At 68.5% G+C, this 14747-nt stretch carries 16 protein-coding genes; 10 read left to right on the top strand and 6 right to left on the bottom strand.

Features of this window, described 5'->3' with window-relative positions:
* Positions 1-653: 653 nt before the first annotated feature.
* Complete coding sequence (gene dnaA, locus O5O46_RS12320; RefSeq protein WP_269855392.1) at positions 654-2435, bottom strand: chromosomal replication initiator protein DnaA; 1782 nt, start codon at positions 2433-2435, stop codon at positions 654-656.
* A gap of 483 nt (positions 2436-2918) precedes the next feature.
* Here dnaA and rpmH point away from each other — a divergent pair, with 483 nt between their 5' ends.
* From rpmH to O5O46_RS12370, 10 genes are all read left to right on the top strand, one after another.
* Entirely contained in the window at positions 2919-3056 is a 138-nt protein-coding gene (rpmH, locus tag O5O46_RS12325; protein ID WP_003975051.1) for a 50S ribosomal protein L34, read from the top strand.
* Positions 3057-3072: 16 nt separating this feature from the next.
* Complete coding sequence (rnpA, locus tag O5O46_RS12330) at positions 3073-3450, top strand: ribonuclease P protein component (protein WP_269855393.1); 378 nt, start codon at positions 3073-3075, stop codon at positions 3448-3450.
* Positions 3447-3776: a membrane protein insertion efficiency factor YidD gene (yidD, locus tag O5O46_RS12335; protein WP_269855394.1), complete on the top strand. Its 330-nt coding sequence runs from the start codon at positions 3447-3449 to the stop codon at positions 3774-3776. The genes rnpA and yidD overlap by 4 nt, the downstream gene beginning before the upstream one ends.
* Before the next feature lie 3 nt (positions 3777-3779).
* Complete coding sequence (gene yidC / locus O5O46_RS12340) at positions 3780-4889, top strand: membrane protein insertase YidC (protein WP_269855395.1); 1110 nt, start codon at positions 3780-3782, stop codon at positions 4887-4889.
* 54 nt (positions 4890-4943) lie between these two features.
* Complete coding sequence (locus O5O46_RS12345) at positions 4944-5453, top strand: Jag family protein (protein WP_269855396.1); 510 nt, start codon at positions 4944-4946, stop codon at positions 5451-5453.
* Positions 5454-5593: 140 nt separating this feature from the next.
* Positions 5594-6325, top strand: coding sequence for a 16S rRNA (guanine(527)-N(7))-methyltransferase RsmG (gene rsmG, locus O5O46_RS12350; RefSeq protein ID WP_269855397.1), 732 nt, complete (start codon positions 5594-5596; stop codon positions 6323-6325).
* Between the two features lie 236 nt (positions 6326-6561).
* On the top strand, positions 6562-7653 hold the full coding sequence (locus tag O5O46_RS12355; protein ID WP_269855398.1) for a ParA family protein: 1092 nt from the start codon (positions 6562-6564) through the stop codon (positions 7651-7653).
* On the top strand, positions 7650-8777 hold the full coding sequence (locus O5O46_RS12360; protein ID WP_269855399.1) for a ParB/RepB/Spo0J family partition protein: 1128 nt from the start codon (positions 7650-7652) through the stop codon (positions 8775-8777). Before O5O46_RS12355 ends, O5O46_RS12360 begins: the two co-directional genes overlap by 4 nt.
* A 136-nt stretch (positions 8778-8913) precedes the next feature.
* Positions 8914-9162: a hypothetical protein gene (locus O5O46_RS12365; RefSeq protein WP_269855400.1), complete on the top strand. Its 249-nt coding sequence runs from the start codon at positions 8914-8916 to the stop codon at positions 9160-9162.
* Between the two features lie 4 nt (positions 9163-9166).
* A complete protein-coding gene (locus O5O46_RS12370; protein ID WP_269855401.1) occupies positions 9167-9784 on the top strand; it encodes a GNAT family N-acetyltransferase in 618 nt (205 codons plus the stop codon).
* A 72-nt stretch (positions 9785-9856) separates the two neighbouring features.
* On the opposite strand, the gene trxA is transcribed toward O5O46_RS12370, so the two are convergent.
* The 5 genes from trxA to O5O46_RS12395 all read right to left on the bottom strand — a co-directional run bounded on the left by trxA (position 9857) and on the right by O5O46_RS12395 (position 14692).
* Entirely contained in the window at positions 9857-10180 is a 324-nt protein-coding gene (gene trxA / locus O5O46_RS12375) for a thioredoxin (protein ID WP_269855402.1), read from the bottom strand.
* Between the two features lie 50 nt (positions 10181-10230).
* Positions 10231-11208: a thioredoxin-disulfide reductase gene (trxB, locus tag O5O46_RS12380; RefSeq protein ID WP_269855403.1), complete on the bottom strand. Its 978-nt coding sequence runs from the start codon at positions 11206-11208 to the stop codon at positions 10231-10233.
* Positions 11209-11379: 171 nt separating this feature from the next.
* Positions 11380-12264, bottom strand: coding sequence for an anti-sigma factor family protein (locus O5O46_RS12385; protein WP_269855404.1), 885 nt, complete (start codon positions 12262-12264; stop codon positions 11380-11382).
* Positions 12261-12956 carry an RNA polymerase sigma factor SigM gene (gene sigM, locus O5O46_RS12390; protein ID WP_269855405.1) on the bottom strand — a complete coding sequence of 232 codons (696 nt, stop codon included), beginning with the start codon at positions 12954-12956 and terminating at the stop codon, positions 12261-12263. The genes O5O46_RS12385 and sigM overlap by 4 nt, the downstream gene beginning before the upstream one ends.
* An 8-nt stretch (positions 12957-12964) precedes the next feature.
* Positions 12965-14692 carry a protein kinase family protein gene (locus O5O46_RS12395; protein WP_269855406.1) on the bottom strand — a complete coding sequence of 576 codons (1728 nt, stop codon included), beginning with the start codon at positions 14690-14692 and terminating at the stop codon, positions 12965-12967.
* Positions 14693-14747 lie beyond the last annotated feature (55 nt).

Raw genomic sequence — 14747 nt, forward strand, 5'->3', positions numbered from 1 at the left:
AGGCCCCGCTTCGATCTTGCTTCCCCGGTATCTCTACGTGGTCGTAGTAATAGGGGGTGTGGATACCGTGGATAACCGGTTCCAGCGCAGGTCAGGGCGGATTTTTTGTCCACCGGGGCTGGGGACGGAGCCGGTGGACAACCAGCCGTCTCTGTGGACGGCCGGAAGTTGTGCACACGCGATGCACAGACAGGCCCTGGTTCTCCCCAGTCTCGTCCCCAGGAATACCCACGTTCTCCCCAGCCCAACCAGTGGACTTGGTGTGACGCCTTTCACTCCATCCGGCGACTGTCCCCGTTTCCTTGCCGAACAGTGGACAGAGGTGTGGAGAAGCCGGTGGAAGCTGTTCATAACTGGCCACAGCCTGTGGGCGAGCAGTGGACAACCGCCAACGGCCGTTGTGGAAGAGGGCGTTGTCCACAACCTGTGGAAGGCGGTTAGCCACAATTCCACACGCCGCTGACCTGGGAGGATGGTGCTTCGACGGGCTTGCCTGTGGAGGCAGTTGGGACAACTTCGTACTCCCCAGCCTGTGGACAGCCAAATCCGGCGGAACCTGTGGAGTACTGCCACACCGAGCCAAGGATTCGAACAACAAGAAGCGCCCTGGAAGTGAACTTCCAGGGCGCCGGCGGTGAATCCGCGCTGCGTACTCAGGACTTGATGCGGTTGGTCAGCTCCGTCACCTGGTTGAAAATGGACCGCCGCTCGGCCATCAGCGCCCGGATCTTGCGGTCCGCGTGCATCACCGTCGTGTGGTCGCGACCGCCGAACAGCGCGCCGATCTTCGGCAGCGACAGGTCGGTCAGCTCCCTGCACAGGTACATGGCGATCTGGCGCGCTGTGACCAGGACCCGGCTGCGGGACGAGCCGCACAGGTCCTCGACGGTCAGCCCGAAGTAGGCGGCCGTCTCCGCCATGATGGCGTTCCCGGTGATCTCCGGAACCACGTCCTCCCCGCCCGGGATCAGGTCCTTGAGGACGATCTCGGTCAACTGGAGGTCCACCGGCTGCCGGTTGAGACTGGCGAACGCCGTCACCCGGATCAGCGCGCCCTCCAACTCGCGGATGTTGCGCGAGATCCGGGAGGCGATGAACTCCAGGACCTCCGGCGGGGCGTTGAGTTGCTCCTGAACCGCCTTCTTGCGCAGGATCGCGATACGCGTCTCCAGCTCGGGTGGCTGGACGTCGGTGATCAGTCCCCACTCGAAGCGGTTGCGTAGCCGGTCCTCCAGGGTCACCAGCTGCTTGGGCGGCCGGTCCGAGGACAGCACGATCTGCTTGTTGGCGTTGTGCAGCGTGTTGAAGGTGTGGAAGAACTCCTCCTGCGTCGACTCCTTGCTCGCCAGGAACTGGATGTCGTCGACCAGCAGGATGTCCATCTCGCGATAGCGCTTGCGGAACGCGTCGCCCTTGCCGTCCCGGATGGAGTTGATGAACTCGTTGGTGAACTCCTCCGAGCTGACGTACCGCACCCGGGTGCCCGGGTAGAGGCTGCGGGCGTAGTGCCCGATCGCGTGCAGCAGGTGGGTCTTGCCCAGGCCGGACTCGCCGTAGATGAACAGCGGGTTGTACGCCTTGGCCGGGGCCTCGGCGACCGCGACCGCCGCGGCGTGCGCGAAGCGGTTGGAGGCGCCGATGACGAAGGTGTCGAAGAGGTACTTCGGGTTCAGCCGGGCCGTCGGCTCACCGGGGCCGGTCGCGGGCGCGGGCTGGGCGGCCAGCGGTCCGGGGGCGCCGCTGGGCGGCGCCGGCAGCGGATCCTGCGGGCGGCCGCCGCCGTGCCGCTCGCTGGGCTGGCGCTGCTGGTAGCCGGGCTGCTGCTGTCCGTAGTCCCGCTGCGGGACCGGGGGGTACGGGTCGCGCTCGGCGAAGCCGCCGTGCTGCTGCCAGCTCTCGGCGCCGGAGTGGCCGTCGTCCTGGGGGCGCGCGTGGTTCTGGGGGTGGCCGTACGCGTCGGGGGCGCTCGGGACGGCGGGGCGCGGCCAGCCGCCGGTGGTGTCGCGGCCGGTGGGGTAGTCGGGGTAGGCGCGGCGGATGACCGGGCCGTCGCCGCCCGGGCGGCCGTACTCGTCCCACTGTCCGCGCTGCTCGCCGTACGGGGCGGCGGGTGCCTGCGGAAGGGGCGGTGCCGGGGCGGGCGGGGTCTGCGGGGCCGCCGAGTCCGTGCTGGCGTCCACGGTGATCGCGATGCGGATCGGGCGGCCGAACTCGCGGCTGAGGCCCTCGGTGATCAACGGCAGCAGGCGGCCCTCCAGCACGCCCTTGGCGTACTCGTTGGGCGCGGCCAGCAGCGCGGTGTCGGCCACCAGCGCCAGCGCCTGGCACACCTTGAGCCACCGCTGGTCCTTGGCCTCGACGCCTTGGCCCTCGGCGAGGAGCTGTTCGAGCACCCGGGGCCATACTGCGGCTAGATCGGCAGTTACATCAGCCACAGTGCACGCTCTCTCGCTCGGTGGGTGGGCTCGCTCGGTGGAACTGAGAGGGCGCCGACGTGTCCCACGAAGGTGTGGTTCTCGGGAAGTGCGGGAAGTATGTCGGGTTGGTTCGGCGGAGGTTCCTGAGTCCAGCCACGGTAGTCAGCGCCCCGTCTGTGGTTCAAGTCGTTGTCCACAGGGTGTGTACAAATGTGCCATGCGTCAGCGGGGCCTGCTTCAGTGGGTCGGGGTCGGCGCGTCGTCCCGGGGGAAGCCGGTTTGACCGGATGGCTCAGCCGCGCGTACCGTGACCAGGTCGAGTTGTCGATGGCTGCTGCCGCCTGCCTTACGAAGGGCACAGATCACTTCAGGTGACTGGATAAGCGGTACACCTAAAGGCGTATCGCGAGAGCTTCGTGGGCGCACGGTGACAGCCAAGCGACGCCCCACACACGTCTCGGACGAAGCGGACGAGACACCAAGCATTCCTGGAGTCCCCGAGTGAGCAAGCGCACCTTCCAGCCGAACAACCGTCGTCGCGCGAAGACCCACGGCTTCCGGCTGCGCATGCGCACCCGTGCCGGGCGCGCCATCCTCGCGACGCGCCGCAGCAAGGGCCGCGCGCGCCTGTCCGCCTGATCGCACGGGTCATGCCGTGCTGCCCACCGAAAACCGGCTGAGGCGGCGCCAGGACTTCGCGACAGCGGTACGGCGAGGGCGCCGAGCCGGACGCCCACTACTCGTCGTGCACCTGCGAGACAGTGACATCACGGACCCGCACGCTACGGGGGGGAGTGCTCCCCCGGCGCGTGCGGGTTTCGTCGTGAGCAAGGCCGTGGGCGGAGCCGTCGAGCGGAACCGGGTGAAGCGCCGACTGCGGCACCTGGTTCGCGAACGGTTGTCCGAGCTGCCCCCAGGTAGCCTGGTGGTTGTACGGGCATTGCCCGGCGCCGGCGCCGCGGATCACTCTCTCCTGGCCCGCGACCTGGACGCCGCATTGCGGCGGCTACTGGGGGGGAGGGGCGCGCGATGAAATATCCGTTGATGTGGCTCATCAAGCTGTACCAGTGGACGATCAGCCCGCTGCTAGGGCCGGTCTGCAAGTACTACCCCTCCTGTTCCCACTACGGGTACGAGGCCATTGCCGTGCACGGCGCGGTCAAGGGCACGGCCCTGACCGCGTGGCGCATCCTGCGCTGCAACCCGTGGTCCCTGGGCGGTGTGGACCATGTTCCGCCGCGCAAGCGACCACCGTGGCACGCTCGACTGCGCGAGGCGCTACGGAAATCCGCCGGCGGGCACCCCGCCGTTGAAGCCAACAGGGCGACCGAGACCCAGCCCACTGCCCAAGGAGCCTGATCTGTGGGAACGATCCTGAGTCCCCTCTATACCGCTGTTTCGTGGATCATCGTTCAGTTCCACTCGTTCTACAGCCTGATCTTCAACCCTGACAGCGGTTGGGCGTGGGGCCTGTCCATCGTCTCGCTGGTGGTCCTGATCCGGATCTGCCTGATCCCGCTGTTCGTCAAGCAGATCAAGGCGACGCGGAACATGCAGGTGCTCCAGCCGAAGATGAAGGCGATCCAGGAGCGCTACAAGCACGACAAGCAGCGTCAGTCCGAAGAGATGATGAAGCTGTACAAGGAGTCGGGCACCAACCCGCTCTCCAGCTGCTTGCCCATCATCGCTCAGTCGCCGTTCTTCATGGCGCTGTACGGCGTGCTGCACAACATCGCCAGTGGCCACCAGGTCGGCGTCATCCACGCGGAGCTGCTGAACAGCGCCCGGCACGCGCACATCTTCGGCGCGCCGCTGTCGGTGAAGTTCACCGACAGCGCCAGCAAGGTCATCTCCCTGGGCGCCTCCCCGACCGATGTGCGGATCGTCACGATCGTCATGATCGTCCTGATGTCGGCGTCGCAGTTCTACACGCAGCGCCAGCTGATGACGAAGAACGTCGACATGACGGCCAAGACGCCGTTCATGCAGCAGCAGAAGATGCTGATGTACGTCTTCCCGGTGATGTTCGCCGTCTTCGGCATCAACTTCCCCGTCGGTGTCCTCGTCTACTGGCTGACCACCAACGTGTGGACCATGGGTCAGCAGATGTTCGTCATCCGCCGCAACCCGACTCCGGGCAGCCTCGCCTTCAAGGAGCGCCAGGAGCGCCTGCGGGCCAAGGGCAAGCTCGTCGAGGAGCCGAAGGCCGCCGCCCGGACCACCGAGGGCGGTCAGCCGGTCAAGCGTCAGCAGCCCAAGCGGCAGACCAAGGCCCAGCGGCAGTCCGGCTCCGGCCAGGCCGCGGCCGTCGGCTCGGCGAAGGACGACACGGGGTCCGATGCCGCGCCCAAGCTGGACAAGGAGCCGGAGGACGCCAAGCCGTCCGCTGGCTCCGCGGGGCAGCCCAAGGGACAGCCCAAGGGCGGGCAGCGCAAGGGCCAGCAGCGGTCCAAGCACCCTTCGAAGAAGTAGCGCCGGAAGAATCCGCGCCCAGCGAGCGCAGCGCAAATGGATAGGAGTCCATCCGTGACGGAAGGCAACACCCCCGTCGTCGAGGGCGAGGACGCCCTGACCCGCCTTGAGCAGGAAGGGGAGATCGCCGCCGATTACCTCGAGGGCCTGCTGGACATCGCCGATCTCGACGGCGACATCGACATGGATGTCGAGGGCGACCGGGCCGCCGTCTCGATCGTCGGCGACTCGGCCAGCCGTGACCTGCAGAAGCTGGTCGGCCGGGACGGTGAGGTGCTGGAGGCGCTGCAGGAGCTGACCCGTCTGGCGGTGCACCGGGAGACCGGTGACCGCAGCCGCCTGATGCTGGACATCGGTGGCTTCCGGGCCCGCAGGCGCGCCGAGCTGACCGAGCTGGGCGCCAAGGCGGCGGAGGAGGCCAAGGGCACCGGTGAGCCGGTCAAGCTGCGGCCGATGACGCCGTTCGAGCGCAAGGTCGTGCACGACGCGGTGGCGGCGGCGGGGCTGCGCAGTGAGTCTGAGGGTGAGGAGCCCCAGCGTCGGGTGGTCGTCCTCCCGGCCTGACGCTGTACGCACCATGTTGGACGGCCCCGCCTGGGGGCCCGGGGGCGCCCGGGCGCAGGCGGGGCCGACACTTGTCAGTCTGCTAGTCGGGCCCTGACCGCGCCGCGGTACGGGCACCGTGGAACTGAAGGGACGGCCCCGTGACGGAGGCAGCCGCCGAGCTTCCCCCCGCGCCCCAGCAAGCGCACACGATTTTCGGCGACCGGTTCGCTGATGCCGTGCGGTACGCAGAACTGCTCGCCGACGCCGGAGTGCGCCGAGGTCTGATCGGCCCGCGTGAGGTTCCTCGGCTGTGGGAGCGGCATCTGCTGAACTGCGCTGTGCTCTCCGACGTGGTCCCGCAGGGGGTCTCGGTGTGTGACGTGGGCTCGGGCGCCGGGCTGCCTGGCATTCCGCTGGCGCTGGCGCGGCCGGACCTGCGGATCACGCTGCTGGAGCCCCTGCTGCGGCGGACGACCTTCCTGGAGGAGGTCGTGATGCTGCTGGGGCTGGACAACGTCTCGGTGGTACGTGGCCGGGCCGAGGAGATGATCGGCCACCTTCCGCCGGTGGACGTGGTCACCGCTCGAGCGGTGGCACCGCTGGACCGGCTCGCGGGCTGGGGGATTCCGCTGCTGCGGCCGCACGGCGAGATGCTCGCGATCAAGGGCGACACCGCGGAGGAGGAGCTGAAGGCCGCGCGTGCCGCGCTCAGCAAACTCGGCGCGGTGGAGACCTCCGTGGTCCAGGCGGGTGTGGGATTGATGGATCCGCCGTCCACCGTGGTCCGGGTGCTGGTCGGCGAGAGTCCGGGTGGGGTGCGCGCCGCGACTCGTCGGGCCAAGGCGGCTCGGGCGAACCGTCCGGGGAATGGCGGTCGGCGGCGTCGCTGACGGCCTCTGTGCTCCATACAAACGGCCAAAACTACATATTTCGGAGTGTCGTGAACTAAACGGACACCCTTCTGTGCATCGTGTTTCACGTGAAACGTCGCTCACTGCTGCCAGGAATCCTCAGCCGTGGCCGCGCGGCGGCCGAGGCGCGCACACGGAAGCCCCACCCTGCGGTGGACTCATCCACAGATTCATCCACAGGAGAACGGGCCTCACTGGTTCACGACCCGGAAAGCATGGCAGGCTCTGTGCATCGCGAGCCTGCAGCCGAGGAGAGTGAATCCTTGCGGTCCGACGCCAATACCGCGGGACCGATGACCGACCCGGTCCCCGGCCCCCGTAGTGAACCGACAGGGGAGGGTGTTTCACGTGAAACGCTGCCTCCCATGGACGACACCCCGATCGGCCGGGCCGCCCAACTGGCGGTAGAGGCACTGGGAAGGGCCGGTGAGGGGCTTCCCCGGCCGGAACAGACCAGAGTGATCGTGGTCGCCAACCAGAAGGGCGGGGTCGGCAAAACCACGACAACGGTCAACCTCGCCGCGTCACTCGCCCTGCACGGCGGACGGGTTCTGGTCGTCGACCTGGACCCGCAGGGCAATGCCTCCACAGCGCTGGGCATCGACCACCACGCCGAAGTCCCCTCGATCTACGACGTTCTGGTGGAAGGTCGGCCGCTGGCAGAGGTGGTGCAGCCGGTCCCGGATGTCGAGGGGCTGTTCTGTGCGCCCGCCACCATCGACCTGGCCGGTGCCGAGATCGAACTGGTCTCGCTCGTGGCCCGGGAGAGCCGTCTCCAGCGCGCCATCGAGTCCTATGAGCAGCCGTTGGACTACATCCTCATCGACTGCCCGCCCTCGCTGGGTCTCCTGACGGTCAACGCCCTGGTCGCCGGCGCCGAGGTGCTGATCCCCATCCAGTGCGAGTACTACGCCCTGGAGGGCCTTGGACAGCTGCTGCGGAACGTGGACCTGGTCCGCGGCCATCTCAATCCCAAGCTGCATGTGTCGACCATCCTGTTGACCATGTACGACGGACGCACCAGACTCGCCGCGCAGGTCGCCGAGGAGGTACGCAGCCACTTCGGCAAGGAGGTGCTGCGTACCAGCATTCCGCGCTCGGTGCGCATCTCCGAGGCACCCAGCTACGGACAGACGGTCCTCACCTACGACCCGGGCTCCAGCGGGGCGCTCTCCTACCTTGAGGCCGCCCGGGAAATGGCGCTCCGCGGTGTCGGCAGAGGCGCCGAGTACGACGGACAGCACGCGCACATGGCGCGCCAGGACAATGAGTACGACCAGCACAGCATGTCGGAGGGGATCAAGTGAGCGAGCGACGCAGAGGGTTGGGGCGGGGGCTCGGTGCGCTGATTCCTGCTGCGCCAACGGGGTCCGACAAGTCCGGTCCCACGGTGGGAACGGCGGTCACCTCACCGTCCGCGGTGCCCGTGCTCACGCCGGAGCGCGGGGTCGCGGCGGCCAAGGTCGCCGGGCTGGTGGACCGGGGTACGCGCGAAGCGTCACCGGTGACCGACCTTCCCGTTTCACGTGAAACCGAGGCCGCTGCCACCGAGGCCGCACCCGCCGAGGTGGCCGGAGCGCACTTCGCCGAGCTGCCCATCGACTCGATCTCCCCGAACCCGCGGCAGCCCCGTGAGGTCTTCGACGAGGACGCACTGGCCGAACTGGTCACCTCCATCAAGGAAGTCGGCCTGCTTCAGCCGGTCGTGGTGCGCCAGACCAGCCCTGGGCGCCATGAGCTGATCATGGGCGAGCGCCGTTGGCGGGCCTGCCGTGAGGCGGGCCTTGAGCGCATCCCCGCCATCGTCCGCGCCACCGAGGACGAGAAGCTGCTACTGGACGCCCTGCTGGAGAACCTGCACCGGGCACAGCTCAATCCACTGGAAGAGGCCGCCGCCTACGACCAGTTGCTTCAGGACTTCAGCTGCACCCATGAGGAACTGGCCGACCGCATTGGGCGCTCCCGGTCCCAAGTCTCCAACACCCTGAGGCTGCTGAAACTGTCCCCGCCTGTCCAACGACGAGTAGCGGCGGGAGTTCTGTCGGCAGGACACGCACGTGCGCTGCTCGCACTGGACGACGTCCAGGAGCAGGACCGGCTGGCTCAGCGGATCGTTGCCGAGGGGCTGTCAGTACGCTCGGTCGAGGAGATCGTGGCCCTGATGGGCGCCGAGTCCAGCTCCGCCAAGAAGCCAAAGGGGCCTCGGGCCGGTAGGCGGCTGTCCCCCGCCCTCACCGATCTCGCGTCCCGGCTGTCGGACCGCTTCGAGACCCGGGTGAAGGTCGACCTGGGACAGCGCAAGGGAAAGATCGTCGTTGAGTTCGCCTCGATAGAGGATCTGGAGCGCATCCTCGGGGAGATCGCCCCGGGCGAGGGCCGGGTGCTTGAGCAGGGCCTGGCCGCCGAGTCCGAACAGGACGACTCGGAGTGAGCTGAGCATTCCAGGACTGACAGGGCGGGTCGCGTTCGTGGAACGCGACCCGCCCTTTATGGGCCCTCGGTATCGGGCAGGTCGCGACCCGGTTACGATGCGGGTGGGTATGGCGCTCCACGGTGAAGGGAAGCCCATGCGATCGGTGAGCCGCACTCTGCTGGGACACGGCTGGCGCAAGGCCGCGCTGGTGGCCACTGGGTTGGGTCTGGGGGCGGTCGGCGGCTTCGTCGGCAGCCTGCTCAAGGAACGCGAGGCGCTGGACGCGGCGCGTGCGGCGGCCGCCCTCCACCCCGTCGAGGACGCTCTGTCCAGCCGCCGGACAGCGTCGCGGCCACTCACAACGGCGGGGCCGACCGACCGTCCGCTAGAGATGAGGGCCTGAGGCCATGGGGCGTCGGCTCGTACCGCTTACGTTGGACAACCTTCCGGATCTGCCCAAGCGTTGTCGCTCCTGTGTGTTCTGGGAACTCGACCCGGTGAGCGGTGAGGCGGCGGCGCAGGCGGGCAAGCCGGAGTTGGAGAAGGAAGCGTGGATCTCGGCCGTGCTGCTGGAGTGGGGCTCCTGCGGCAGGGTCGCCTACGTGGACGAAGTGCCGGCAGGGTTCGTGCTCTATGCCCCGCCCGCCTATGTGCCGCGGTCCCTGGCGTTTCCCACCAGTCCGGTCTCCCCTGACGCCGTGCAGTTGATGACCTCGCGGGTGCTGCCCGGGTACCAGGGACAGGGGCTCGGCAGGGTGCTGGTGCAGACGGTGGCCAAGGACCTGGTGCGGCGCGGGTTCAAGGCGATCGAGGCTTTCGGTGACGCGAAGTGGGAGGAGCCGGGCTGCGTGCTGCCCGCGGACCATCTCACGGCGGTGGGCTTCAAGACGGTCCGACCCCATCCGCGGTACCCGCGGCTGCGCCTGGACCTACGGACCACCATCTCCTGGAAGGAAGATGTGGAGATGGCCATCGACCGGCTGCTCGGCGCCGTCCAGAAGGAACCGGCCCTTCGGCCGTTGTAAGCGCGGTTTCACGTGAAACATGGATGAGGAGGCGCCCGATGGGCGCCCCCTCATCCATGTGCTGGGCCGAGATCAGCCGATGAACGCGTCCAGGTCGCGCTCAAGCGCGGCCTTCGGCTTGGCGCCGACGATCGTCTTGACGACCTCACCGCCCTTGTAGACGTTCATCGTCGGGATCGACATCACGCCGTACTTGGCGGCGGTGGCGGGGTTCTCGTCGATGTTGAGCTTGACGATTTCCAGCTTGTCGCCGTGCTCCGCGGCGATCGCCTCCAGCGAGGGAGCGACCTGGCGGCACGGACCGCACCACTCAGCCCAGAAGTCGACCAGTACGGGCTTGTCGCTCTTGATGACGTCCTCGTCGAAAGAGGCGTCGGTTACGGACTTGAGAGCCACGGCTTTTCTCCTCAGTGTTGCTGTGTGCGGGGTGGGTCAAGTGAAGCGGATCAGATGGCAGCAGCCGACTTCTCCGGCTCTGCGGACTTCTCGGCGTCGTTCAGTGCGGCCAGGTACCGCTCGGCGTCCAGTGCGGCGGCACAACCGGTACCGGCCGCGGTGATCGCCTGACGGTAGGTGTGGTCGACCACGTCACCGGCCGCGAACACACCGGTGAGGTTGGTACGGGTGGTGGGCGAGTCGACCTTGAGGTAGCCCTCGCCGTCCAGCTCCAACTGCCCCTTGAACAGTTCGGTACGCGGGTCATGGCCGATCGCGATGAACAGGCCGGTCACCGGCAGCTCGGAAGTCTCACCGGTCCTCACGTTGCGCAGGGTGAGACCGGAGAGCTTGCCGTCGCCGTGTAGTTCGGCGACCTCGCTGTCCCAGACGAACGAGACCTTCGGGTCGGCGAACGCCCGCTCCTGCATCGCCTTGGAGGCCCGCAGGGTGTCACGACGGTGCACGACGGTGACGGACTTGGCGAACCGGGAGAGGAAGGTCGCCTCCTCCATCGCGGTGTCACCGCCACCGATCACGGCGATGTCCTGGTCCTTGAAGAAGAAGCCGTCACATGTGGCACACCACGACACGCCACGGCCGGACAGCTCGTCCTCGGAGGGCAGGTTCAGCTTGCGATGCTGCGAACCCGTGCTCACGATGACCGCCCTGGCACGGTGTACGTTGCCCGCCGAGTCGGTGACGGTCTTGATCTCGCCAGTGAGGTTCACCGCCGTCACGTCGTCCGCTACCAGCTCGGCGCCGAAGCGCTCGGCCTGGGCCCGCATGTTGTCCATCAGGTCCGGGCCCATGATGCCCTGGGGGAAGCCGGGGAAGTTCTCCACGTCGGTGGTGTTCATCAGCGCGCCGCCAGCGGTGACGGAGCCCTCGAAGACCAGCGGCTTCAAGGAGGCCCGGGCAGTGTAGAGGGCCGCGGTGTAGCCCGCCGGCCCGGACCCGATGATGATCACGTTGCGGACATCGCTCACGGCTGTCTTCCTCGTCTCTGCCGACTGCTGTGGGAACCCTTGCGGAGGCTTCACCCCGCCTAACGGATCCTACGATGCGGGCATTCCCGGGGAGCCCGACCGTCACCGCTCTCCGTCAGTTCACGCGGTGACGGTTCACACGCCGGAGGCGCGCGGGACGCTTCCGGCGGCTCAGCGGTTGTACGTCTGCTGAGTCAGGACGTGGCCCGGCGTGGCGGAACTCGTGCTGGCACACGTCGCGTCGACGACAAAGGCGTCTACCCGGGCGGGGTCGGCCGGATGCGGCAGCACGATCAGGTACGCGGCGTGTCCGTCATACGTCCCGCGGGAGAGGGCCAGCGGTGTCCCGGCCCGGCCGGTGCCCCTCAGCACGCAGGATGGTGCGGGCGCGGCCTGGGTGGCGAACGGCGTCTCCTCCGCATGACCGCCGGACTTCGGGGAGGCGGCACCGGTGTTGTTGAGCAGCTCATGGACCTTCGTGGGCAGCGCCGCGCCGGAGAACATGCCCGGCTGCTGGGCGCCGGTGGTGGCCGGCCCCGTGGATTGGCCGCTGTGGGACGACCCGAGTGAGCTTACGAGGAGTCCACCGAGGGCGAGTACAGCGGCAGCGCTCGCGGCGGCCAGCAGCGTGCGGCCCCGACGCCGCCGCGGCCGGGCCCGGCCCGGTCCGGTGGCAGCGTGCACATGCGCAGCGGGGCGTTGGGTCGAGGGCGTTGTTTCACGTGAAACACGGGTCGTCTTCGCAGCCGAGCCCGCCCGCGCCGGCTTGGACATGTCGGTGGACGTCGAATCGGGCGCGGTTGCGTTGATCAGCGCCTCAGCGGCGAGTGCGGCGTCGATGCGCTCCGCGACATCGGCCGGCATTCGGGACGGTCCGGGAAGGCTGCCGAGCAGGTTGCGGATCTCGTCCAGGGAGTCCCGTACATCGGTGCAGACGACGCAGTCGGCGAGGTGGCCGCGGAGGGCGGCCGTGCGCTCGGGCGGAAGGATGCCCTCGGCGAATGCGGAGATCTCGGAGACCTCGGGATGTTCGTCCGTGCTGGCCGTGGATGTCACTGCTGACCACCTCCGCCCTTCACGGCGTCCTTCGGATCTTTCACTGACGTCTCTGGGACGGATGTCGCCTCCGTCCGGTTCCTTCCCCTGCCGGAACTCGCGCTACTCCCGTGCGTCATACGCAGGTGGGTGAGCAGTGGAAGCAGGCGGGCGCGGCCCCGGGCACATCTGCTTTTGACCGTGCCGGGCGGTACGTCGAGGACCTTCGCCGCCTCGGCGACCGGATAGCCCTGCATGTCCACCAGGACCAGGGCGGCACGCTGGTCCGGAGGGAGCGTGGCGAGGGCATGGATCAGTTCGCGATGGAGTTCCCCGCGCTCGGCCGGGACCTCGGCGGACTCGTGGGGCTCGACCAGTGTCTCCAACTGATCGGTGTCAGCGAGCGGCGCGGTGCGCCGGGAGGCGGCCTTGCGGGCCCGGTCGAGGCAGGCGTTCACGGTGATGCGGTGTAGCCAGGTGGTGACGGCCGACTGCCCGCGGAACGTGTGCGCCGAACGGAAGGCCGACACGAGGGCGTCCTGCACCGCGTCCGCGGCCTCCTCGGGGTCGCCCAGGGTACGCACCGCGACCGCCCACAGACGGTCGCGGTGGCGCCGCACCAACTCGGCGAAGGCGTCGGGATCACCCGCGACATGGCGGGAGAGGAGATCCAGGTCAGTGGCCTCTCCCTGCGATCCCTGGCCCAACGCCATGCCTCCTCCTACGACGACAAGCCGGTGAACGACACGTTCGTTATGGCCTGCTTGTAGCCTGCCCGACTGTAAGTGGTGGGATCCGCATCGGATTTCGGCATTGCGGTGATCCAGACGAGGACAAACCGTGTCGACACCGGGCTCTTGACGGAGAGTTGGGCAGTGTTGCTGTCGGTCCGCGTCGATGCGAGCTGGTGCATCCCCGAGGGCTGCGTCGACGGCGACAGCGAGTCCGTCGCGTACAGCGAGACCGCCGTATACGAACCGCTGTAGCGGAAGGTGATGGTGCCGCCGCTGACCTTCTGCGCCGAGCCGAGGTCGTAAACGATGCCGACGCCCGCTTTGTAGGAGGCCAGTTCAGGGCCGTCGTCGAACGTGTGGGTGATCCAGTACTTCGCCCCGCCGTTGCCATAGGTGTTCTGGACCTGATCAGGGTGCTGCGGGCTCCCGTCCGGCGCGTACTCCTTGGCGTTCTGGATGGCCAGCGGCTTGGGGGTGCCGTGTTGCGTGCCGGTGCTCGTGCTCCCCTTCTGCTGTTGTTGCTGCTGCTGGGTAGACCCCGACTGACCGCCCCGGTTCATCAAGGTGTCCGCCACCTGCCAACTGCCAAGGCCCAGCGCGGCGATGAGCAGTGCGGCGACGCTCCACTTGAACGCCTTGCCCGCACGGCCGGACAGCGCCGGAGGCGGCGGCGGGGGCACCGGGACCTGACGAGTGGGGCCCGGCTGGCCGGGACGCGCCGGGGGCTGACGGTAGGCGGTCTGCGGGAACGTTGGTGCCTGCGGCTCCGGCGGCCGGATCCTGGGCAGCGCGGCGACGGCCTTGGCGAGCTCCTCCGGTGTGGTGAGCGGCTGCTCGTGGCGTGACGGGTGGGCACCGTCGTTGATCAGGGCGCGCATGGCCAGCCCGGACAGACCGCGGTGCACGCCCGCCCGTACCTGGTCGGGGGAGGCCAGGCCGAGGTCCTTGGGCAGGCCCTTGAGCCCGTGGGCGTCCTCCGGGTACGGCCAGCGGCCGGTCAGCGCCGAGTACAGCAGGGCGCCGATCGCCTCGGTGTCGGTGCGCTTGGGGCGCTCCGACTCGATTCCGCGCAGCGCCGCGTCAACCGCCAGTCCCCGGATGCGGTACTGCCCGGACTCGGAGCGCAGCACCGAGCCGGGGTTCAGTCGAAGATGGGAGAGGCCCTCGCGGTGGGCGGCCGCCATGGCCTGGGAGACCTGGCTGACGAGTTGGTACGCCTCGTACGGCTCCAGCGGACCGGAGGCGAGGAGCGGGCCCAACTCCGTTGCGTCAGGCAGCCATTCGTGGACGACGTAGACGAGTTCGTTCTCCTCGACGGCGTCAAGGACCTGAACGAAGCGCGGGTCCCCCAGTAGCGCGGCGGAGCGGGCGGCTGACAGCACGGTACGGGCACGGGGGTGATCGGCGGGCAGCAGGTGGACGCCCACCGCGCGGCGGAGCTTCTCGTCGACGGCACGCCAACTGCTGAAGCCGTCAACGCGGGTGACGCACTCTTCCAGGCGGTAGCGTCGGGCGAGTCTGTGACCGCTGTGCAACTCCGGTGGCTCGGGGTGCGGTGGGGTCGGCGCGGTCTCTTCCGAAGTCTTCCGTTCAGCGTCCTGCGTTTCGCTCTGGGCCGTCGCCCCGTCGCCCGTGACCCCGCCCGCGCCGGCGGCGAGCGGCGCTTGGCCGCTCTCGTTGGCCACGTCGACGGCAGCCGTGCTCCGCTCCGCCACCGTCGTTCCTGCCTCCCCATCCGTTGGACGCGTCGTGCACAGCGTCTATACCGAA

Origin of the sequence: Streptomyces sp. RPT161 (assembly GCF_027533845.1) — a bacterium.
GTDB lineage: Bacteria > Actinomycetota > Actinomycetes > Streptomycetales > Streptomycetaceae > Streptantibioticus_A > Streptantibioticus_A silvisoli_A.